This window comes from Kitasatospora cheerisanensis KCTC 2395 (genome assembly GCF_000696185.1).
Taxonomy (GTDB): Bacteria; Actinomycetota; Actinomycetes; order Streptomycetales; family Streptomycetaceae; genus Kitasatospora; species Kitasatospora cheerisanensis.
The window spans coordinates 6,697,862-6,717,278 of record NZ_KK853997.1 but is presented as its reverse complement, the minus strand read 5'-3'; the positions used below and the strand labels follow the sequence as shown (position 1 = coordinate 6,717,278).

At 73.5% G+C, this 19,417-nt stretch carries 14 protein-coding genes and 1 pseudogene; 5 read left to right on the top strand and 10 right to left on the bottom strand.

The window, feature by feature from the left end; all coding sequences use genetic code 11:
- Positions 1–99: 99 nt before the first annotated feature.
- The 4 genes from KCH_RS30165 to KCH_RS30150 form a co-directional block, all read right to left on the bottom strand.
- A complete protein-coding gene (locus KCH_RS30165; protein WP_244305488.1) occupies positions 100–756 on the bottom strand; it encodes an alpha/beta fold hydrolase in 657 nt (218 codons plus the stop codon).
- Positions 757–1,080: 324 nt separating this feature from the next.
- Complete coding sequence (locus tag KCH_RS30160) at positions 1,081–1,503, bottom strand: YjbQ family protein (protein ID WP_035868162.1); 423 nt, start codon at positions 1,501–1,503, stop codon at positions 1,081–1,083.
- A gap of 216 nt (positions 1,504–1,719) precedes the next feature.
- Positions 1,720–1,989, bottom strand: coding sequence for a hypothetical protein (locus KCH_RS30155; RefSeq protein ID WP_035868160.1), 270 nt, complete (start codon positions 1,987–1,989; stop codon positions 1,720–1,722).
- Between the two features lie 334 nt (positions 1,990–2,323).
- Positions 2,324–3,199, bottom strand: coding sequence for a hypothetical protein (locus tag KCH_RS30150; protein WP_157032254.1), 876 nt, complete (start codon positions 3,197–3,199; stop codon positions 2,324–2,326).
- A gap of 573 nt (positions 3,200–3,772) precedes the next feature.
- Between KCH_RS30150 and KCH_RS30145 the strand changes: the two genes are divergently transcribed.
- Together KCH_RS30145 and KCH_RS30140 are read left to right on the top strand one after the other, a co-directional pair.
- On the top strand, positions 3,773–5,953 hold the full coding sequence (locus KCH_RS30145) for a bifunctional glycosyltransferase/CDP-glycerol:glycerophosphate glycerophosphotransferase (RefSeq protein ID WP_084224002.1): 2,181 nt from the start codon (positions 3,773–3,775) through the stop codon (positions 5,951–5,953).
- A gap of 251 nt (positions 5,954–6,204) precedes the next feature.
- Positions 6,205–6,876, top strand: coding sequence for a lysophospholipid acyltransferase family protein (locus KCH_RS30140; protein WP_035868156.1), 672 nt, complete (start codon positions 6,205–6,207; stop codon positions 6,874–6,876).
- 7 nt (positions 6,877–6,883) lie between these two features.
- On the opposite strand, the gene KCH_RS30135 is transcribed toward KCH_RS30140, so the two are convergent.
- Both KCH_RS30135 and KCH_RS30130 read right to left on the bottom strand, forming a co-directional pair.
- Positions 6,884–8,716 (bottom strand): ABC transporter ATP-binding protein, encoded by a 1,833-nt coding sequence (locus tag KCH_RS30135; RefSeq protein ID WP_244305487.1) that lies wholly within the window; start codon positions 8,714–8,716, stop codon positions 6,884–6,886.
- A 41-nt stretch (positions 8,717–8,757) separates the two neighbouring features.
- Positions 8,758–9,615, bottom strand: coding sequence for an SDR family NAD(P)-dependent oxidoreductase (locus tag KCH_RS30130; RefSeq protein ID WP_084224001.1), 858 nt, complete (start codon positions 9,613–9,615; stop codon positions 8,758–8,760).
- Between the two features lie 456 nt (positions 9,616–10,071).
- On the opposite strand from KCH_RS30130, the gene KCH_RS30125 reads away from it, so the two are divergent.
- Positions 10,072–12,135, top strand: coding sequence for a discoidin domain-containing protein (locus KCH_RS30125; protein WP_051654069.1), 2,064 nt, complete (start codon positions 10,072–10,074; stop codon positions 12,133–12,135).
- A 115-nt stretch (positions 12,136–12,250) separates the two neighbouring features.
- Here KCH_RS30125 and KCH_RS30120 read toward each other — a convergent pair whose 3' ends face one another.
- Genes KCH_RS30120 through KCH_RS30110 form a run of 3 tightly spaced genes read right to left on the bottom strand, consistent with a single transcriptional unit; the run spans position 12,251 to position 15,743 of the window.
- Entirely contained in the window at positions 12,251–13,141 is an 891-nt protein-coding gene (locus tag KCH_RS30120; RefSeq protein WP_035868151.1) for an SDR family oxidoreductase, read from the bottom strand.
- Entirely contained in the window at positions 13,138–14,148 is a 1,011-nt protein-coding gene (locus KCH_RS30115; protein WP_035868149.1) for an alpha/beta fold hydrolase, read from the bottom strand. Before KCH_RS30115 ends, KCH_RS30120 begins: the two co-directional genes overlap by 4 nt.
- Positions 14,145–15,743: a flavin-containing monooxygenase gene (locus KCH_RS30110; RefSeq protein ID WP_084224000.1), complete on the bottom strand. Its 1,599-nt coding sequence runs from the start codon at positions 15,741–15,743 to the stop codon at positions 14,145–14,147. The genes KCH_RS30115 and KCH_RS30110 overlap by 4 nt, the downstream gene beginning before the upstream one ends.
- Before the next feature lie 318 nt (positions 15,744–16,061).
- Here KCH_RS30110 and KCH_RS30105 point away from each other — a divergent pair, with 318 nt between their 5' ends.
- Both KCH_RS30105 and KCH_RS30100 read left to right on the top strand, forming a co-directional pair.
- Positions 16,062–17,108 (top strand): MerR family transcriptional regulator, encoded by a 1,047-nt coding sequence (locus tag KCH_RS30105; RefSeq protein ID WP_341865434.1) that lies wholly within the window; start codon positions 16,062–16,064, stop codon positions 17,106–17,108.
- Positions 17,108–17,908 carry an inositol monophosphatase family protein gene (locus KCH_RS30100; RefSeq protein ID WP_035868146.1) on the top strand — a complete coding sequence of 267 codons (801 nt, stop codon included), beginning with the start codon at positions 17,108–17,110 and terminating at the stop codon, positions 17,906–17,908. The genes KCH_RS30105 and KCH_RS30100 overlap by 1 nt, the downstream gene beginning before the upstream one ends.
- Here KCH_RS30100 and KCH_RS30095 read toward each other — a convergent pair.
- Positions 17,895–19,360 (bottom strand): annotated as a pseudogene (locus KCH_RS30095) (pyridoxal phosphate-dependent decarboxylase family protein). The gene KCH_RS30100 and the pseudogene KCH_RS30095 overlap by 14 nt on opposite strands.
- Positions 19,361–19,417 lie beyond the last annotated feature (57 nt).

Below are 19,417 nucleotides of genomic sequence, written 5' to 3'. Positions count from 1 at the left end.
CCAGAGTCCCGGCCGGGTGCAGCCGGGCGTCGGGGAGGTGCGCGGCGAGGGTGCGGGCGGTGCCGGCGGGGTGGACCGGGTCGGTGGGCCAGCTGAGGATCAGGGTGGGGTGGGGGAGCTCGCGCAGGCGGTCGGGCGCGGGCAGGTCGGCCTCGGCGGCGGCCCGCAGGATGGCCGGGACGAGCTCCTCGGCGGCGTCGAACTCGCCCGGGTACTGCGGGACTTCGGCGAGCACCGGCGGCGGGCCGGCGATCCTCGCGGCGGCCCGCAGCGCGCCCGTGCCGCGCCGTTCGACCAGGGTGGCGGCGGTGCGCAGCCCCTCGCGGCGGGCGCCCGGGCCTCCCAGGCGACGGCCGGGATCGCGAGCACCAGGCGGGAGAAGCGTTCGGGCCGGGCGAGTGCGGCCCACAGGACGGTCGCGGCGCCCATGGACGCGCCGAGCGCGGTGACGGGTTCGTCCGGCGAGAGGTGGTCGCAGAGCGCGAGCAGGTCCTCGGCGAGCGCGGGGTAGCCGTAGTCGGCGGGGACGGCCCGGCCGGTGGAGCGGCCGTGGCCGCGGGCGTCGTAGCGGGTCAGCCGGTGGGTGGCGGTGAGCGGCGTCCAGTCGAACAGTCCGGCGCGCTGCTCGTGGGCCCGGCTGGAGAGCGAGCCGTGGGCGTGCACGGCGAGCGGGCCGGTGCGGCCGGCGGTGTCGAAGGCGAGCGTGGCGTGCGGGCGTTCCAGCAGGCCGGCGGCGCTCGGGGCGATCACGTTCATCGGGCGGACGTCCGACGGGCCGTCAGCCGGAGCAGGCGGCGCGCTGGGCCTGCTGCCAGGTGCAGACGGGGCACAGGGTGGCGCCGGGGGTCTCGGCCGGGAACTCGGTCTCGCCGCCGCACCGGACGCACGCGGCGCGCTCGCCGGGCCGCCGGGCCGCAGTCCGCGGCGGGCCTGCTCGGGGTCGGCGGACACCTCGCAGATCTGCTCGGCGTCCGCGACGGGCCTCTCGGTCTCTGCCATGCCTCCAGGGTACGTCCCTGCCGTCCGGGCCCCGCCCCCACTTCGGGGGCCCGGGTGCTCCCACAGGTGTGCAAGCAGGGATCAGCCGAAGAAGGACAGTCGCAGGGTGCGTTCCGGGTTGTCGCCGTTGGTGTCGATCAGGACCACCGACTGCCAGATGCCGAGGGCGAGTTGCCCGCCGACCACCGGCAGGGTGGCGTGCGGGGCGACCAGTCCGGGCAGCACGTGGTCGCGGCCGTGGCCGGGGCTGCCGTGCCGGTGGCGCCAGCGGTCGTCGGCGGGCAGCAGCTCGCGCAGGGTGGCGAGCAGGTCGTCGTCGCTGCCGGAGCCGGTCTCGATCACGGCGATGCCCGCGGTGGCGTGCGGGACGAAGACGTTCAGCAGGCCGTCGCGCCCGCCGGCGACGTCCCGGAGGAAGGCGTGGCAGCGGTCGGTGATGTCGAGGGCGGTCTCCCTGGGGCCGGTGGTCACATCGAGCACGGTGGTGCGGAAGGTGTCGGACATGGGGCCATCCTGGCCGATCTTGAGGCGCCTCCCCCAGGGGCCGCGGACGAACGCCACCCGACCGCAAGGTGGCCCGCCAGGGCGCGCCAGCGCACCGCAACCGCGCGCCAGGGAAGGGCGGTTCGGCTCCGGGGGACGCCGAAAGCCCGACGGACCCACGGTCCGTCGGGTGCGCGGTGACGAGCGGCGGGGCCGCCCGTCCTCACGTCGGCGTGCTCAGCCTCGGCTGCCGAACATGCTGCGCTTGAGGCGGCGCAGCGGGGCCATCAGCGAGACCCGCACGGAGCGCCGGGGCACGGCGACCGGGACGCTGGGTCCACGCGGCGTCAGTTCTCTTATCAGGCCGAGCGCTTCTGCCGTGTCCACCGCCGAGAGCGCGGGCGCGCCGAGCACGGCGAGGTGTCGGTCGATCCGGCGGCCGGTCGCGCCGACGCCGCACTGGACCGCGGGCACCCGGGGCCGCGTCCGCACTTGCATCTGTTCCATCTGTTTCCCACCCCTACGAGGCGCCAGGGCCGTGAGGCGAAGACTATCCGGCTATGACGGCCTTCACACAACCGTCCTGGTGTTCTGCCACCGTATCGTGCGAACGGAAGTGACGCTCCACCCGAGTACGGTGGTATCGGTCACGACTGCGCATCGGTTGATGGTGCACCATCCAAGCATGACCGGGCGTCAGGTGCTGCGGCGGCTCGGGTTGTTCGTGGGGCGCGCTGCCGCGACGGGGCGCGCGGGGCGCACGCGTGTGCACCGCTCCCCCACCGGTTCGACCCCGGATCGGCGCGGCTCCGCCGGAGCACCCTCACAACAGGCCCCGGCCTCAGGCCAGTTCGACCTCGCGCGGGGGCCGGCGGTCGCCCGGCGGGTCGAGCAGCGCGGAGACGCCGTAGCCGCACAGGCCGAGGCCGAGCAGCGCGGTGAGGACCAGGACGGCGACCCAGGCCGCCGGTTGGTGCCAGGCGATCCGGCTGCCGTAGCGGACCAGGCCGGCCAGGCCGAGCAGTCCGGTGAGCACCAGCGCGGCCATCCCGCTGCGGACCCGGCGCAGTTCGGCCTCCCGGCTGGCCAGCAGCAGCGCGGCGCCGAAGGTGGCGGCCCAGGCGCCGAGCGCGCGGATGTCGAGCGGGCGGGCGGTCCACGGCCAGTGCGCGGCGAACCCCTCGGGGCGCAGCGCGAGGACGGCGCCGAGCAGCACCAGCACGGCGCCGCCGCTGACCATGGGGCCGGCGACCCACCAGGGCAGTCGGGGGGTGCGGGCGGGGGCGGGGCCGCGGGTGAGGTACTGGGCGCCGAGGGCGACCAGGCCGATCGGCGGGGCGGCGAGGTGGACGGCGAGCCAGCCCCAGGCACCGAAGAAGCCGAGGACCGGGCCGCCGTGCAGGTGCAGGGCGGCCCGGTCGGCGAGGGTGGCGGCGAGCATCAGCAGCATCAGCAGGCAGCTGGCGGCGGTGACCACCCGGACCTCGGCCCAGCTGCGGGCGCGGGCGGCGAGCAGCAGCATGACGGCGGCGCCGCCGTACGCGGAGCCGAGCAGGGTGGCGGTGACGGGGGACATCGCCCAGGCGAACAGGCTGTCGGTGGAGCCGGCGGCGGGCCACAGGGTGAGGAAGGTCCAGGCGGCGGCCAGCGCGAGCGGTGCGAGGACGAGGGTGCGCAGGACGGGGCTGACCGGCCGCACGGGCGGTGTGCTGGGCATCCTTCTCCGACCCCCTTGTGAGACGTTGCGTCAATATAGGAGCGGCCGCCGGGTCGGGCAATGGGCTGCGCACGGTCCGCGCACCGGGCACCGACGGCCGCGCAACCCAGAGTTCAGAAATTGAACACATACGAGGGATTGACGTGGTCGAAACCTCCAAGCAATATCTGTATCGGCACGGGATCACGGGTCTCGTCCGTTCCATCCCGATCGAGTGTGTTCGAGTATGAACGAATCACCTGATCGTCACACCACAGTCTTCCGGCATCACAGAGAGTCACCTTAGGGCCGTCTCGACGCTGCGGCGGCCCGACTCCGGCGTGGTGCACGGACCGGCGGTCGACCGTTGAGGGTCGGTCGGATCGCCAACCGGGCTGCCGGTGCCGCCGCTTCAACGGCGCGGCACCGGCGGTCGCGTTTCAGCCGCCCGCGGCACCCCGGCCACCCCGACCACCTGCGCCCGGGGTGCCGCGGCTCCGGCCGCGCCCTGGGGACGCGCGTAGGCGCTCGGTAGAGTGTGCGGGGACCGGGCGACCTGCCGGAGCCACCGATCCCTTCGCGGAGTGAACGCACGTGCCACCCCTGCTCAGCATCGTCCTGCCCGTCCACGGCGTGGAACGCTTCCTGCCGCAGTGCCTGGACTCGCTCCGGGCCGACGGGGCCGCCCCCGGCGAGGTCGAACTGATCGCGGTGGACGACCGCTCCCCCGACCGCAGCGGCGCCCTGCTGGACGCGCACGCGGCCGGCGACCCCCGGATGCGGGTCCTGCACCTGACGGAGAATCAGGGCCTGGGCGGCGCCCGCACCGCCGGCCTCGCCGAGGCCACCGGCACCTACGTCTGGTTCGTCGACAGCGACGACTGGCTGCCCGAGGGCACCATCGACGCCGTCCTCGCCGAACTGCGCGCCGAGACCGCCCGCGAACTGCCCGCCGACGTCCTGCTCACCGACTTCACGCACGTCTACCACGACGGCGGCGAGGAGCCGAACCCCTGGCGGCACGTGCTGGCCGGCTCCCCGCTGGTGTCCGGCTGCACCGCCGCCGAGCACCCGGCGCTGTTCAACTCGGTGCTCGCCGTGTGGAACAAGATCATGCGCCGGCAGTACCTGCTCGACCTGGACGTGCACTTCGGCCGCGGCCACTACGAGGACATCTCGGTCACCTACCCGCTGCTGCTCGCCGCCGACCGGCTGGTCTACCTCGACCGCCCCTGCTACCGCTACCGGCGCGGCCGCCCCGGCGCGATCACCGCCACCGCCTCCGCCAAGCACGCCGACGCCTTCGCCCAGTACGACGCGATCTTCGCCTTCCTGGACCGCAACGAGCGGGCCGACCGGCTGCGCACCCTGGTCTTCGACCGCACCGTCAAGCAGGCCCTCACCATCTACGACAGCCCGGGGCTCGTCCCGGTCGAGCTGCGCGCCGAGTTCTTCGCCCGGATCACCGGCCACTTCGCCAAGCACCGCCCGGCCGGCTACCACTACCCGTCCGGCGTGCGCGGCATCCAGTACCGGCTGGCCGCCCGCGGCTCCCGGCGGGCCTACGCCGAGCTGCGCCGCGGCGGCCGGCTCCCGGGCGCCGTCAAGCGCGGCACCCGGGCGGTCGCGCCCGGGGTGAAGAAGGCGGTCCGCAGCGGCGCCCGGTTCACCGCGTACAACGCGTTCCGGCGGCTGCCGATCGACGAGCACCTGGCGGTGTACGCCGCGTACTGGCACCGCGGGTACGCCTGCAACCCGGCGGCGATCTACGAGAAGGCCCGGGAGCTGGCCCCGCAGGTGCGCGGCGTGTGGGTGGTGGAGAACGCGGCGCGGGCCGCGACGCTGCCGGACGGCGTGCCGTACGTGATCGTCAACACCCCCGCGTACCTGAAGGCGATGGCCACCGCCAAGTACTTCGTCAACAACGTCAACTTCCCGCACACCATGGCGAAGCGGACCGGCACCGTGCACGTGCAGACCCAGCACGGGACGCCGCTGAAGGCGATGGGCATGGACCTGGTGGACCACCCGGTCGCGGCGGACGGGATGGACTTCGAGCGGCTGCGCGAGGCGGTGGCGCGCTGGGACTACCTGGTGTCCCCGAACCCGCACACCAGCGAGCACTTCGCCCGCGCCTTCCCCGGCACCTACCAGATCCTGGACACCGGCTACCCGCGCAACGACCGCCTGGTGCACGCCACTTCGGAGGAGTGCGCGCGGGTCCGCCGCGAGCTGGGCATCGCCCCCGGGCAGCGCACCGTGCTGTACGCGCCGACCCACCGCGAGTCCCGGGGCGGCTACCTGCCGCTGCTGGACCTGCCGGCGCTGGCCGAACGGCTCGGCCCCGGCTGGACGGTGCTGGTGCGCACCCACTACTTCCACGACGGCGGCGCGGGCGACCTGACGGCGACCGAGGGCTCGGCCCGGCTGCTGGACGTCTCCGACCACCCCTCGGTGGAGGACCTGTACCTGGCCGCGGACACCCTGGTCACCGACTACTCGTCGATGATGTTCGACTACGCGGTGCTGGACCGGCCGATCGCCGTGTACGCCCCCGACTGGGAGGAGTACCAGCAGGTCCGCGGCGTCTACTTCGACCTGATGAAGGAGCCGCCCGGCGCGGTCGCCACCGACCAGGACGCGCTGACCGCGGCGGTGCTCGCGGGCGACCCGGAGCCGGCCGCGCGGCAGCGCTTCCGCGAGCGGTTCTGCCCGTGGGACGACGGCCGGGCCGCCGAGCGCGTGGTCAGCCGGATCTTCCCGGTCCGCCGCTGACCCCTCCCGCGGACGCCGTCTCACCTGCTGGGCCGCCGCTCACCAGGTGGGAGGGCGCTTTCCCACCAGGTGGACGTGACGAGGATCGCAGCGGCGTGATTGCGGCGGGTGGTGGACGGGCGGCGGGGGAAGTGTCGTAGTCTGCGGTGCGAACCCAGTGGTCCGACCTCCGTCCGAGCCGCGTGCCCCGCCCCTCGGCAGGCGCCGTCCTTGGGCCCCGGGCGGTCCGACATCCGGCCAGGGAGGGCCAGTTGATCGACCTCGTCACCAAGCTCGTGCTCAAGCCCCTCGCGAGGGCCGTCTACCGGCCCACCATCGAGGGCCTGGAGAACGTGCCGAGAAAGGGCGGAGTGATCCTGGCGAGCAATCACCTGTCGTTCGTGGACAGCGTGGTGATCCCGCTGGCCGCGCCGCGTCAGGTGTTCTTCCTGGCGAAGGCCGAGTACTTCACCGGCACCGGCCTCAAGGGCGCGATCTCCCGGTACTTCTTCACCCACGTGATCAACGCCGTGCCGGTCGAGCGCGGCAGCGTCCGGGCCGCCACCGCCTCGCTGGAGGAGGGCCTGCAGATCCTCGAGTCCGGCCGGGCCTTCGGCATCTACCCGGAGGGCACCCGCTCGCTGGACGGCCGCCTGTACCGCGGCAAGACCGGCGTCGCCTGGCTGGCGCTGACCGCCGGCGTACCGGTCGTCCCGGTCGCGCTGGAGGGCCCGCAGCACATCCTCCCGGTCGGAAAGCGCATTCCGCGCATCCGGAGGATCACCGTCAGGTTCGGCGAGCCGCTGCGCTTCGACGACCTGCACGGCCAGGCCCGCTCCGCGAAGGCCCGCCGGCAGGTCACCGACGAGGTGATGGCCGCCATCCAGCAGCTGTCCGGCCAGGAGCTCGCCGAGCAGTACAACGAGGTCCCGAAGGCCGCCTGAGGCCCCGTCAGGCCGCGGCCGCCGGCACCGGCGCCTCCCGGTCGAGCAGCGCGGCGTACCGGCCCTCCCGGGCCACCAGCTGCTCGTGGGTGCCGAGTTCGACGATCGCGCCGCGGTCCAGGACGGCGATCTGGTCGGCGTCCCGGACGGTCGACAGCCGGTGCGCGATGGTGATCGTGGTGCGGCCCTCGGCCAGCGCGTCCAGCGCCTGCTGGACCGCCAGCTCGGTCTGGTTGTCCAGCGCGCTGGTGGCCTCGTCCAGGATCAGCACCGGCGGGTTGCGCAGCACCGTGCGGGCGATCGCCAGCCGCTGCTTCTCGCCGCCGGAGAAGCGGTAGCCGCGCTCCCCCACCAGGGTGTCGTAGCCGTCCGGGAGTTCGGCGATCATGTCGTGGATCTGCGCGGCCTTCGCGGCGGCGACCAGCTCCTCGTCGGTGGCGCCGGGCTTGGCGAAGCGCAGGTTGTCGGCGACCGACGCGTGGAACAGGTACGTCTCCTGCGAGACCACCCCGACCGCCCGGGCCAGCGTCTCGAACGACAGCTCGCGCACGTCCACCCCGTCGATCAGCACCCGCCCGCCGGTGACGTCGTACAGCCGCGGCACCAGGTAGGACAGCGTCGACTTCCCGGATCCCGTCTCGCCGACCACGGCCAGCGAGCCGCCGGCCGGCACGGTCAGGTCGATGGCGGCCAGCGTCGGCCGGTCCTGCCCGGGCCGGTAGTGGAACTCCACGTCCTCGAAGCGCACGTCGCCGCGGATCCGCTCCAGCCGGACGGGGTGCGCGGGTTCGTCGATCTCCACCGGCAGGTCCAGGTACTCGAAGATCCGCTGGAACAGGGCCAGCGAGGTCTGCACCTCCACGCCGGTGGACAGCAGGCTGACGGTGGGCCGGAACAGGCCCTGCTGGAGCGAGACGAACGCGACCAGCGTGCCCAGCGAGACGATCGGCGCACCGGCCGAACTGGCCAGCCCCGCCGCCCAGTAGATCATCGCCGGCATCGCCGCCATCACGATCCCGATGGTCGACATCCGCCACCGGCCGGCCATGCTGGAGCGCACCTCCAGGGCCGCCAACTCGTCCGACTGAGTGGCGAATTCGCTGGTCAGCGAGGCCGACCGGCCCATCGTCCGGCCGAGCAGGATGCCGCTGACCGACAGCGACTCCTGCACCGCGGAGGAGAGCTTGGCGAGTTGGCGCTGCCGCTCCCCGGTGATCTTCTTCCGCTCCCGGCCGACCCGGCGGCTGATCCACACGAACAGCGGGAGCAGCAGCAGCGAGACGATCGTCAGCCGCCAGTCCAGCGCGACCATCGCGACCACGCTGGCCACCACGGCCGTCAGGTTCGACACCAGCGAGGTCGCCGTGCCGGTGACGGTGGACTGCATCCCGCCGATGTCGTTGGCGATCCGGGACTGCACCTCACCGGTGCGGGTCCGGGTGAAGAACGCCAGCGACATCCGCTGCAGGTGCCGGTACACCGACGTCCGCAGGTCGTGCATGACGCGCTGCCCGACGGTGGTCGAGATCAGCGTCTGCAGCACGTTGAGCACACTGGTGACCACGGCCGCCGCGATCATCCCGAGCGCGAGCAGCGTCAGCAGCCCCGTCCGCCGCTCCGGTATCGCCGTGTCCAGCACCGCCCGCAACAGGAACGGCGTCACCACCGACACCACCGCGGACGCCGCCACCAGCAGCCCCACCACGGCCAGCCGCCCGGCGTACGGCCGGAACAGCCCCAGGATCCGCCGCACCTGAGCCGGCTCCTTCGCCACCCCCTCGGGCGGCTCCCACTCGATCCGGTTCAACCGCACGGAAACCTCCCGTAGCTCGGCGGACATGACCTTCCGAGCTTACCGAGCTTCACTCACCATTAGCAAACCTAATAACTTCTCGAGGGGGCGAACGGCACAGACACCGGCAATGACGGGCACGCGGTCGCGACCTGGCGGACGCGGCTCTCGCTACTTCTTCCGATAGTCGCGCCCCCGCCGTGGTCGAGAGGCCCGCCCAGCCCGCCCACCGGCAGCAGTCGCGCCGCCGTGACCGCCGCCTTGTACCGCTTCCCCGGCACGGACAGCGGCCGGTTGCGGGCGAGGTCGCGGAGGGACTCGTCGACGACCCGCTCCGCGCTGAGCCAGCCCCAGGCGGGGATGGAGGAGGTGCCCATGCCGGCCCGCTGGTGGAACTCGGTGCGGGTGAAGCCGGGGCAGAGCGCCTGGAGCCGGACCCCGCTGCCGGCCAGGTCGCGGGCGATGCCGAGGGTGAAGTTGACCACCCACGCCTTGGTCGCGCCGTAGGTGCCCCGCGGCACGAACGCCGCCACCGAGGCGACGTTGACGATCCCGCCGAAGCCGCGCTCGCGCATGCCGGGGACGGCGGCCGTGGTGGTGCGCAGCACGGCCTCGATGTGGACCTTGAGCATGTCGAGTTCGTCCTGGACGGGCACGTCCAGGTACGCGCCGCGGTTGCCGAAGCCGGCGTTGTTGATCAGCAGGTCGACGGGCCGGGCGTCGTCCCGCAGCCGGTCCTCGACGGCGCCGATGCCGGCGTCGGTGGCGAGGTCGGCGGTGAGGGTCTCGACCTGGACGCCGTAGCGCCCGGCGAGTTCCTCGGCGGACTTCCGCAGGCGTTCGGTGTCGCGGGCGACCAGCACCAGGTCGCGGCCGTCGCGGGCGAGGCGGTCGGCGAAGGCGGCGCCGATGCCGGCGGTGGCGCCGGTGATGAGAGCTGTGGTCATGGGCACGACCGTACCGGGTCGGCGCCGCGGGCCCGTCGGCCCTTCGAGGGATGCGCGGGGCGGTGGCGGCGCGCCCCGTCGTGGCGTTGGTCCGATCACCCTACGGTTTCGGGCATCGCCGCTGTCCCACGCGGTGTCCGCCTCGCCCAGGAGAAACTGATGCTGTTTCAGCTTCGCCCCCGCTCCATAGAAGTCGCGCGCCCGGCCCGTCCCCGACCCCGGCGGTCCTGACGGCCGGCGTGCCTTCGCCTGCTCGGGCCCGACCCCGTCCGCACGGGCCGGGCCCGTCGCGCGTTATGGGCCCCATGCCTGCCGGATCTGGCGATCTGTCGACATGTCGGCCCACCTCGCCACTTGATACTGACCAGTAAGTAATCCGGTCCGAAGTATTGACGGGCTGTCAACAGCTCCAGGATTCTCGGGAAATCCGCCGCCTCCCCGACCCGAGAGGTGACCATGACCCGGGTTCACCGCACCAGGAACGCCCTCGCCCGCTTACTCCCGCTGCTCCTGCTCGCCGCCGCGCTCGCCAGTGGCGCCGTGCCGGGCTCCAACGCCCGTGCCGCCGACGGGTGGTGGAATCCCACCGCGCGTCCGGCGCCGGACTCGCAGATCAACGTGACGGGCGAGCCGTTCCGCGGCACGGCCGCCGACGGCAGCGTCCGCGGCTTCGTCGACGCGCACAACCACCTGATGTCCGCCGAGGGTTTCGGCGGCCGGGTGATCTGCGGCGCCGCGTTCTCCCCGCAGGGCGCCGCGGACGCGCTGAAGGACTGCCCGGAGCACTACCCGGACGGTTCGCTCGCCCTGTTCGAGAACGTCACCGGCGGCGCCGACGGCCACCACGACCCGGTCGGCTGGCCGACCTTCGCCGACTGGCCGGCCCACGACTCGCTCAGCCACCAGCAGGACTACTACGCCTGGGTGGAGCGCGCCTGGCGCGGCGGCGAGCGGATCCTGGTCAACGACCTGGTGACGAACGGCCTGCTGTGCTCGATCTACCCGTACAAGGACCGCGGCTGCGACGAGATGGACGCCATCCGCACCGAGGCGCGCAAGTCGTACGAGCTCCAGTCGTACATCGACACCATGTACGGCGGTCCCGGCAAGGGCTGGTTCCGCATCGTGACCGACTCCGACCAGGCCCGATCGGTGATCGAGCAGGGCAAGTTGGCGGTGGTGCTCGGGGTGGAGACCTCCGAGCCGTTCGGGTGCAAGATGATCCTGGACGTGCCGCAGTGCGACCGGGCCGCGATCGACCGCGGGCTGGACGAGCTGTACGCGCTCGGCGTCCGCAGCATGTTCCTGTGCCACAAGTTCGACAACGCGCTGTGCGGCGTGCGCTTCGACGAGGGCACCACCGGCGTGGCCGTCAACGCCGGTCAGTTCCTCTCCACCGGCACCTTCTGGACCACCGAGCAGTGCACCGGCCCGCAGCACGACAACCCGATCGGGCTGCCCACCGCGCAGGCCCAGGGGATGCTGCCCGCCGGGGTGAACCTGCCCACCTACTCGTCGTCCGCGCAGTGCAACACCCGCGGGCTGACCGAGCTCGGCGACTACGCGCTGCGCGGCATGATGAGCCGCCACATGATGCTGGAAGTCGACCACATGAGCGTCAAGGCGGCGCGGAGCGCGTTCGAGATCCTGGAGTCGCAGGCCTATCCGGGCGTGATCTCCAGCCACAGCTGGATGGACCTCAACTGGACCGAACGCCTGTACAAGCTGGGCGGGTTCGCGGCCCAGTACCCGCACGACGCGAACGGCTTCGTGGCCGAGGCGAACCGCACCAAGGCGCTGCGCGACCAGTACGGGGTCGGCTACGGCTACGGCAGCGACCTGAACGGCGTCGGCGGCTGGCCGGGCCCGGTCGGCGCGGGCGCGCCCAACGCGGTGACGTACCCGTTCCGCAGCGCGGACGGCGGCTCGGTGCTGGACCGTCAGGTGACCGGCTCCCGGACCTGGGACGTCAACACGGACGGCGTGGCGCACGCCGGCCTGCTGCCGGACTGGATCGAGCAGATCCGGCTGAGCGGCGGCCAGGGCGTGGTGAACGACCTGCTGAAGGGCGCGCAGTCCTACCTGGGCACCTGGCGGGCCACCGAACGGCACAGCACCGGACGGGAGTTGGCGACCGGCACGGCCACCGCGACCGCCAGCGCCTCGGAGTGGAACCCGTTCACCTCCTACCAGCCCGGCCGGGCGCTGGACGGCGACCGCAACAGCCGCTGGGCCAGCGACTGGAGCGACGACCAGTGGCTGAACGTCGACCTGGGCGCGGTGCACACCGTGGACCGGGTGACGCTGGACTGGGAGCGGGCCTACGCCGCCGGCTACCGGATCGAGGTCTCCACGGACGGCAGCACCTGGCGCACCGTCTGGTCCACCTCGGCGGGCGACGGCGGGCTCGACACCGCCGCGTTCGCCCCGACGGCGGCCCGGTACGTGCGCTTCCACGGCACGGCGCGGGCCACCCAGTGGGGGTACTCGCTGTACGAGCTGTCGGTGCACGGCACCTGACGGCACCGCCTCCATCCGGTCCGACCGTAGGGCCGTCCGACGATGACGAGCGGGCAATCGGCCTCTCTCCGGGGCCGATTGTCCGCTCATCATCTTGTGATGATCCGACCGACCGTCACTCCGCTTTGCCGGCGCGGGCGTTCTGGTCGGCCTGCCCACCCGCGCCGACCGGACGCAGGCGGGTGTCGGCGGTGGCCTTCAGCTGCGGCGCGAGCCGGGCCACGTCGCGGGCGCCGACCGTGGCGATCAGGCCGGGCAGCACGGCACGGATCGGCTGCATGCCGCGCAGCCAGGCCTGCGCGTACACGTGCGCGGAGCGGCGGCCGATGCCGGCCACCAGCCGGTCCACGGCCGGGCCGATCGGGTACGTCTTGTTGGCGGGCCAGGGCAGCTTGGCCCGCATCTGCCGCAGCACCGCGTCCTCGTCGGCGCCGCGCACCATGTCGGTGTCGGTCCAACTCAGGTACCCGACACCGACCTTGACGCCCTGGTAGGCGACCTCGGCGCGCAGCGCGTGGGCGAAGGACTCGACCCCGGCCTTGGAGGCGCAGTACGCGGACATCAGCGGCGCGGGGGTGAGCGCGGCCAGCGAGGCGATCTGCAGCAGGTAGCCGCGGCTCTCGGCGAGCGCGGGCAGGAAGGCCCGGGCGGTGGCGACGGAGCCGAGCAGGTTGACCTCGATCACCCGGCTCCAGGCCCGGTGGTCGCTGTCCTGCATCGGGCCGCCGAGCGCGATGCCGGCGTTGGCGACCACGGTGTCGATCCGCCCGTAGCGGTCCTTGATCCGGTTCGCGATCTCGGTCATCGCGTCCAGGTCGGTGGCGTCGGCCTCCCAGGCGGAGGCGTGCTCGCCGCACTGGGCGGCGACCGCCTTGAGTTCGGCGGGCTCCAGGCCGACCAGCGCGACCTTGGCGCCCCGGTCGGCGAGCTTGCGGGCCATCAGCGCGCCGAGGCCGCGGGCGGCTCCGGTGATGACGACGACCTGCGAGGACAGCGGCGGGGTCATGCGGTCTCCTCCACGGCGGCGGACTGGGACGGGAGTTCGGAAACGACGGCGCTCGCGCCGTCGGGGGCGGCGCCGGCGGGGACGGCGCCCGCCGCCAGGTCGTCGGCGACCAGCGCGGCCACCCGGCGGATCTCGGCGGCGACCTCGGCGGGCCGCTCCAGCGGGCTCATGTGGCCGGCGCCGGGGAGTTCCAGCAGGCCGCGCGGATCGGCCAGCGCGGCGGCGATCCGGCGCGAGTGCACCGGCGGCGTCAGCTTGTCGTTGCTGCTGGTGACGACGGCGGTCGGCGCGGTGATCCGGGCCAGTTCGGCGTGCACGTCCAGCACGTCCAGCACGATCGACCACCGGTGGCGCACCTTGGGCGGGCAGGCGTGCACCACCTGTGCGCAGGCCTCGACCCGGTCGGCGGGCGTGGCGGGCCCCATGGTGGCGTACTTGAGGACGGCCCGGCTGACGCCGTTGACCGGCCCGAGCGACAGCCGCGACTGGAGCACCGGCCGGCTCAGCAGGCGCCGCAGCTTCCGGCCGCGCACGAAGGCGGGCAGCACGGTCTGCTCGTCGACGAGTTCGCCGGCGCCGGTGTTGAACAGCACGTTGGCGGCGGTGCGGGCGGCCACCTCGGGGCGTCCGCCGGCCGCCATGATGGTCATGCCGCCCATGCTGTGGCCGGCCACCACGGCGCGCCGCCCGGCCGGGACGGTCGCGGTCAGCACCGCTTCGAGGTCCTCGGCGAGCTTGTCGGCGCCGTACCCGGCGGCGTCGGCCGGCGCGGGGCTGCGGCCGTGTCCGCGCTGGTCGTAGGCCACCACCCGGAAGTCGGCGGCGAGCCGGTTGATGACGGGCGCCCAGAACGTGGTGGCGCACGTCCAGCCGTGCGAGAGCACCAGCAGCGGCGCGCCCTCCGGCCCGTACTCCTCGACGTTGAGTTCGGCGCCGTCGGCGGAGCGGACGGTGTGGACGGCCGCCGGGTCGGGCAGCACGCAGTCGGCGGGGATACGGGGGCTCATACGGGCACCGCCTCGGGGTCGAGCGCGTCGCCCGACGGGGCTGTGCGCTTGAGGAGTTCGTACTCGGCGAGGTCGACGTGCCGGGTGGCACGGCGGAAGGCGCTGGTGGAGGCCGGCCACAGCACGGTGTTCTTGCCGTCCTGGTCGAGGTACCAGCTGCGGCAGCCGCCGGTGGTCCACACCGTGCGGCTCATCCGGTGCTGGAGTTCCAAGTTCCACTGGCGCTGCGCGCGTTCGGTGGGCTGCATGGCAGTCGCACCGAGCGAGTCGAGAGTGGTGAGCGCGTCGATCACGTAGTTCAACTGGGACTCGATCATCAGGATCATCGAGTTGTTGCCCAGGCCGGTGTTCGGGCCGATCAGGAAGAAGAGGTTGGGGAAGCCCCGCACGGTGGATCCGCGCAGCGCCTCCATACCGTCCTTCCACGCTTCGGCCAGCGGCATGCCTCCGATCCCGTACACCCGCTCGGCGATCGGCAGGTCGGTGACGTGGAAGCCGGTGCCGAACACGATCGCGTCGACCTCGTGCTCGCTGCCGTCGGCGGCGACCAGCGTGCTGCCCCGGAGCTCGCGCAGGCCGGACGCGACCACCTCGGTGTTCGGCGCGGCCAGCGCCGGGTAGTAGGTGTTGCTGAGCAGGATGCGCTTGCAGCCGATCCGGTAGTCCGGGGTGAGCTTGGCCCGCAGCGCGGGGTCCGTGACGGCGCGGTGCATGTGATGGAGCGCCACCTGCTGGACCAGCTTGAGGAGTTGCGGTCGGCGCACAAAGGCGTCCACCTGGAGCTCGCGGATCACGAACAGCGCGGAGCGGCGCAGCAGCCCGCTGGGCGGGAGCTTGCTGTGCAGCCACTTCTCCAGGCCGGTGACCTCGCGGTCGGCGCGCGGCAGGACCCATGCGGGGGTGCGCTGGAAGACCGTCAGGCTGTCCACGGTGGGCTGGATCGCGGGGATGATCTGCGCGGCGGACGCGCCGGTGCCGACGACGGCGACCCGCTTGCCCGTCAGGTCGTAGTCGTGGTCCCAGCGGGAGGAGTGGAAGACCTTGCCGGGGAAGCCGTCCAGGCCGGGCAGCTGCGGTATCTGCGGGTCGGCGAGCGGCCCGGCGGCGGAGACCACGGCGTCGGCGGTCCAGCTCCCGGCGCGGGTGGTGACCCGCCAGCGGGTGTGCTCCTCCTCCCAGCGCAGCTCGGTGACTTCGGCGCCGAACCGCAGGTGCGGGCGCAGGCCGAAGGTGTCGGCGACCCTCTCCAGGTAGGCGCGGATGTCCGGCTGCCCGGAGAACACCCGGGGCCACTCCGGGTTCGGCGCGAACGAGAAGGAGTACAGGTGGGAGGGCACGTCGCAGGCGCAGCCCGGGTAGGAGTTGTCGCGCCAGGTGCCGCCGACGGAGTCCGCGCGTTCCAGGATCACGAACTCGGTGATCCCGGCCCGGCGCAGCCGGACGCCGGCGCCGAGGCCGCCGAAGCCGGAGCCGACGACGGCGACCCGCACGTGCGGCACGGCCTGCGGCGCCGCGTCCGACGCCGGCTCGGCCGCCGGCTGCGTTCCGGCGGGGGTGGGCTCGGTGGTGGTCGGCTTCTTCGTACGGGGTGCCATGGGCGGGCCTCCTGGCGGGGGTGTGGCGGCACGGGCCGGTGCGATGCGATGCAAGCGCGGACGGCGTGGGGCGGCGCGGTGCAACGCGGGGTGGTGCGGGGCGGTGCGAGGCACCGCGGGTGGTGCGGGGCGGAGCTGCGCGGGTGGCGCGGGGTGGTGCGCGGGTGGCGCAGCGGTCTGCTGGTGGAGCCCTGGACGTTGCCAGTAATCACTGGCGCGTTGGGCAGAGTAGCCCTTATTGACACCGAGTGGAATAGCGCCGACGCCATCGGTTCCGCGTATGTCCGCCCCCGCCCCGCCGGCCCTATGCTGACCGGCGTGGCGGAGATCGAGAAGGACCGCGAACCCCCGCGCGAGTACCGCATCGCCGAACTCGCCGAGGCGGCCGGCATCAGCGTGCGCACCGTCCGCTTCTACCGCGAACGCCGCCTGCTCCCGCCGCCCCGCAAGGCCGGCCGGATCGCCTGGTACGGCCCCGAGCACCTCGCCCGGCTGCGCCTGATCGCCGAACTCCTGGACCGCGGCCACGCGCTGGGCGGCATCGCCGAACTGATCGGGGCCGGCGAGGACGGGCGCGACGTCGCCGAACTGATCGGCCTTCAGGCCGCGCTGGTCGCCCCCTGGTCCGACGAGACGCCCGTCCACCTGAGCTGGGACGAGCTGCGCGCCGCGTTCGGCGAGCAGTTGACCGAGGCCAACACCGCGGAGTCCCTCGCCCAGGGCTACATCACGGTCGACGCCGACGGCATCACGCACATCAGCCGCCGCCTGATGGACGCCACCGTCGCCCTGGTCGACGAGGGCGTGCCGCTCGCCGCCGTGCTCGAAGTCAGCCGCCACGCCAGCGAGTACGCCGACGCGATGGCGGACGTCTTCGTCGCCCTCATCCGCGACCGCCTGCTCGGCGCCCTCACCCACGTCCAGGACCTCACCCCGCCGAAGCCGCCCGCCTCACCGACCGCATCCACCGCATCCGCCCCCTCGCCCGAGCCGTCAACGACGCCCAGTTCGCCCTCGCCATGGACCGCCGCGTCCGCGCCGAGTACGACCGCCTCGCCACCGAATAACGCCTCCGGCGGCGAGCGCCCGCCGCCACAGGCATCGTCCCCGTCTCACCAACCACCCCGCCCCCTTCCGACCGCCGCAGGCACCCTTCTCGCCCCACCAGCCACCCGCGCACCACCCGTCACACACCTCCCCCTTCGCCCCTCCCGCCGCCGCAGGCATCGTCCTCATCTCACCAACCACCCCGCCCCCTTCCGACCGCCGCAGGCACCGTTCTCGTCTCACCAGCCACCTGCGCACCACCCGTCACACCCGGGCATGGGAGAGTGGAGGGCGGCGAAGGGAGCCCGGGCGTGTTGATGGAGAAGGTCACCGAGATCCTCGTGGAGGCGTCGGCGGAGGCGGTCGAGCCCCGGTTCCGGGCGCTGGCCGCGGGTGAGGTGATGGAGAAGGCCCCGGGCGAGATCGTCACCGTCGCGGACCGCGACGCCGAGCGGATCATCACCCGCCGCCTGCGCGACCTGCTGCCCGTGCCCGTCGTCGGTGAGGAGGCCGTGGCCGCCGACCCCGATCTTGCCCGCGCGCTGGTGGACGAGCCCGCCGCCTGGCTGGTCGATCCGGTCGACGGCACCCGGAACTTCGTCGCGGGGCAGCCCACGTACGCGGTGATGGCCTCGCTGGTGCGCAAGGGGCAGGCCGTCGCCGCGTGGATCTGGCAGCCGTGCACCGGCACCGCGTACACCGCGGAGCTCGGTGCGGGGGCGTGGCGGAACGGGGAGCGGCTGGCGCACGAGAAGGTCACCACTCCCCCGGAGTCCTGGACCGGCATTCTGAAGACCCGTTACTTCGCTCCCCCCATGAGCCACCACCTGCTCGCCAACGCCCGCGCGCTCGGCCCGCTCGACCCGGGCCGCGGGGCGGCGGGCATCGAGTACCCGCTGGTCGCCACCGGCGAGCGCGACTTCCTGCTGTACTGGCGAACCCTCCCGTGGGACCATGCCCCCGGTTCGCTGCTGATCACCGAGTCCGGCGGCCGCTCCGCCCGCTTCGACGGCTCGCCGTACCTGCCCGAGCCTCCCGGCGGCACCGACGGCCTGCTGGTGGCCTCCGACCCCGAGCAGTGGGAGACCCTCAGGGAGCTCCTGCTCAAGGGAGTCTGACGCTCCGCCAGTTCCCGGCCACCGCCCGGCCGCTCTCGACCACCGCCGCCAGCAGCGATTCCACTTCCCGTTCGGTGGTGTGCGGGTTGAGCAGCGTCAGCTTCAGCCGGACCCGGCCGGGCCCGGTGCCGGGGAGCTCGGTGCGGCCGACCACGGCCCGGCCGGTGCGCAGCAGGCGGCGGCGCAGTTCGGCGTTGACGTGGTCGCTGTCGCCCGTCGCGTACCGGAACACCACGGTGGTCAGCACCGGGTCGCAGTGCAGTTCCAATTCGGGTGTGGTGCGGACGAGTTCGGCGGCCCGCAGGGCGAGCTGGTGGCAGCGGTCGACCAGTTCGCCGAGGCCGTCGCGGCCCAGCGCGCGGAGGGTGACGGCGAGTTTGAAGGCGTCGGGGCGGCGGGTGGTGCGCAGGGACTGGCCGAGCAGGCTGGGGTAGCCGGCGTCCTCGTCGTCGGCCGGGTTGAGGTAGACGGCGCGGCGGGCGAGGGAGGCGTAGGTGCGGGCGTCGCGGACCAGGAAGACGCCGGCGGCGGCGGGCTGCCAGCCGAGTTTGTGCCAGTCGAGGGAGACCGAGTCGGCCCGGTCGATGCCGTCGAGCAGTGGGGCGAGCCGGTCGGAGAAGAGCGCGCCGCCGCCGTAGGCGGCGTCGACGTGGAGCCAGGTGCCGTGCCGGGCGGCGAGGTCGGCGATGTCGTGCAGCGGGTCGACGGCTCCGGTGTCGGTGGTGCCGGCGGTGGCGACGACGGCGATCGGGGTGGCGCCCTCCCAGCCGGCCTCGGCGAAGGCGTCGGCCAACGCTTCGGGTTCCATGCGGAGTTGGCGGTCGACGGGGACGGCGCGGACGGCGCGTTCGCCGAGGCCGAGCAGCGCGGCGGCGCGCTGGACGGAGAAGTGGGCGGTCTCGGAGGCCAGGATCCGGGGGCGGACGTTGTGCGGGATGCCGTTCAACTCGACGTCGGGGCCGAGTCGTTGGTCGCGGGCGAGCATCAGGCCCATCAGGTTGGACTCGGTGCCGCCGGTGGTGAGCACGCCGGCCGCACGTTCGGGCCGGAAGCCGACGGTGCGGGCGAGTTCGGCGAGGAGTTCGCTCTCCAGGGCGGTGGCGGCGGGGCCTGGTCCCAGGAGTCCTGGGACGGGTTGAGGGCGCTGACCGCGAGGTCGGCGGCGACCGCAACGGCCAGCGGCGGGCAGTGCAGGTGCGCGGCGCAGGCCGGGTCCGCCGGGTCGGCGGCGCCGTGCGCCAGCAGTTCCACCAACTGGCCGAGCGCGCCGGGGCCCTGGGCGTCGGCGAGGGCCGCCCGTACCGCCTCCGTGACCGCCTCCGGCTCTCCGGCGATCACCGGGCCGCCGCGCCGTACCGCCCCGGCGGTCAGGGCCGCCAGGGTCTGGGCGACCAGCGGCCGCAGCGCCTCGGGGCCGGCCACGCCGCCGGAGAGTTCGGTTAACCCACTCACTTCTTCAACCACTCCCAACTGTCGTTCGCAGAAGCTGTTTTGACGTCTGCTCGGGTG

Excerpts from the sequence above, each read along its gene's own strand:
- KCH_RS30165 (WP_244305488.1), bottom strand. The coding sequence starts at position 756 with ATGAACGTGATCGCCCCGAGCGCCGCCGGCCTGCTGGAACGCCCGCAC.
- KCH_RS30160 (WP_035868162.1), bottom strand. The coding sequence starts at position 1,503 with ATGTCCGACACCTTCCGCACCACCGTGCTCGATGTGACCACCGGCCCC.
- KCH_RS30155 (WP_035868160.1), bottom strand. The coding sequence starts at position 1,989 with ATGGAACAGATGCAAGTGCGGACGCGGCCCCGGGTGCCCGCGGTCCAG.
- KCH_RS30150 (WP_157032254.1), bottom strand. The coding sequence starts at position 3,199 with ATGCCCAGCACACCGCCCGTGCGGCCGGTCAGCCCCGTCCTGCGCACC.
- KCH_RS30135 (WP_244305487.1), bottom strand. The coding sequence starts at position 8,716 with ATGTCCGCCGAGCTACGGGAGGTTTCCGTGCGGTTGAACCGGATCGAG.
- KCH_RS30130 (WP_084224001.1), bottom strand. The coding sequence starts at position 9,615 with ATGACCACAGCTCTCATCACCGGCGCCACCGCCGGCATCGGCGCCGCC.
- KCH_RS30125 (WP_051654069.1), top strand. The coding sequence starts at position 10,072 with ATGACCCGGGTTCACCGCACCAGGAACGCCCTCGCCCGCTTACTCCCG.
- KCH_RS30120 (WP_035868151.1), bottom strand. The coding sequence starts at position 13,141 with ATGACCCCGCCGCTGTCCTCGCAGGTCGTCGTCATCACCGGAGCCGCC.
- KCH_RS30115 (WP_035868149.1), bottom strand. The coding sequence starts at position 14,148 with ATGAGCCCCCGTATCCCCGCCGACTGCGTGCTGCCCGACCCGGCGGCC.
- KCH_RS30110 (WP_084224000.1), bottom strand. The coding sequence starts at position 15,743 with ATGGCACCCCGTACGAAGAAGCCGACCACCACCGAGCCCACCCCCGCC.
- KCH_RS30100 (WP_035868146.1), top strand. The coding sequence starts at position 17,108 with ATGGAGAAGGTCACCGAGATCCTCGTGGAGGCGTCGGCGGAGGCGGTC.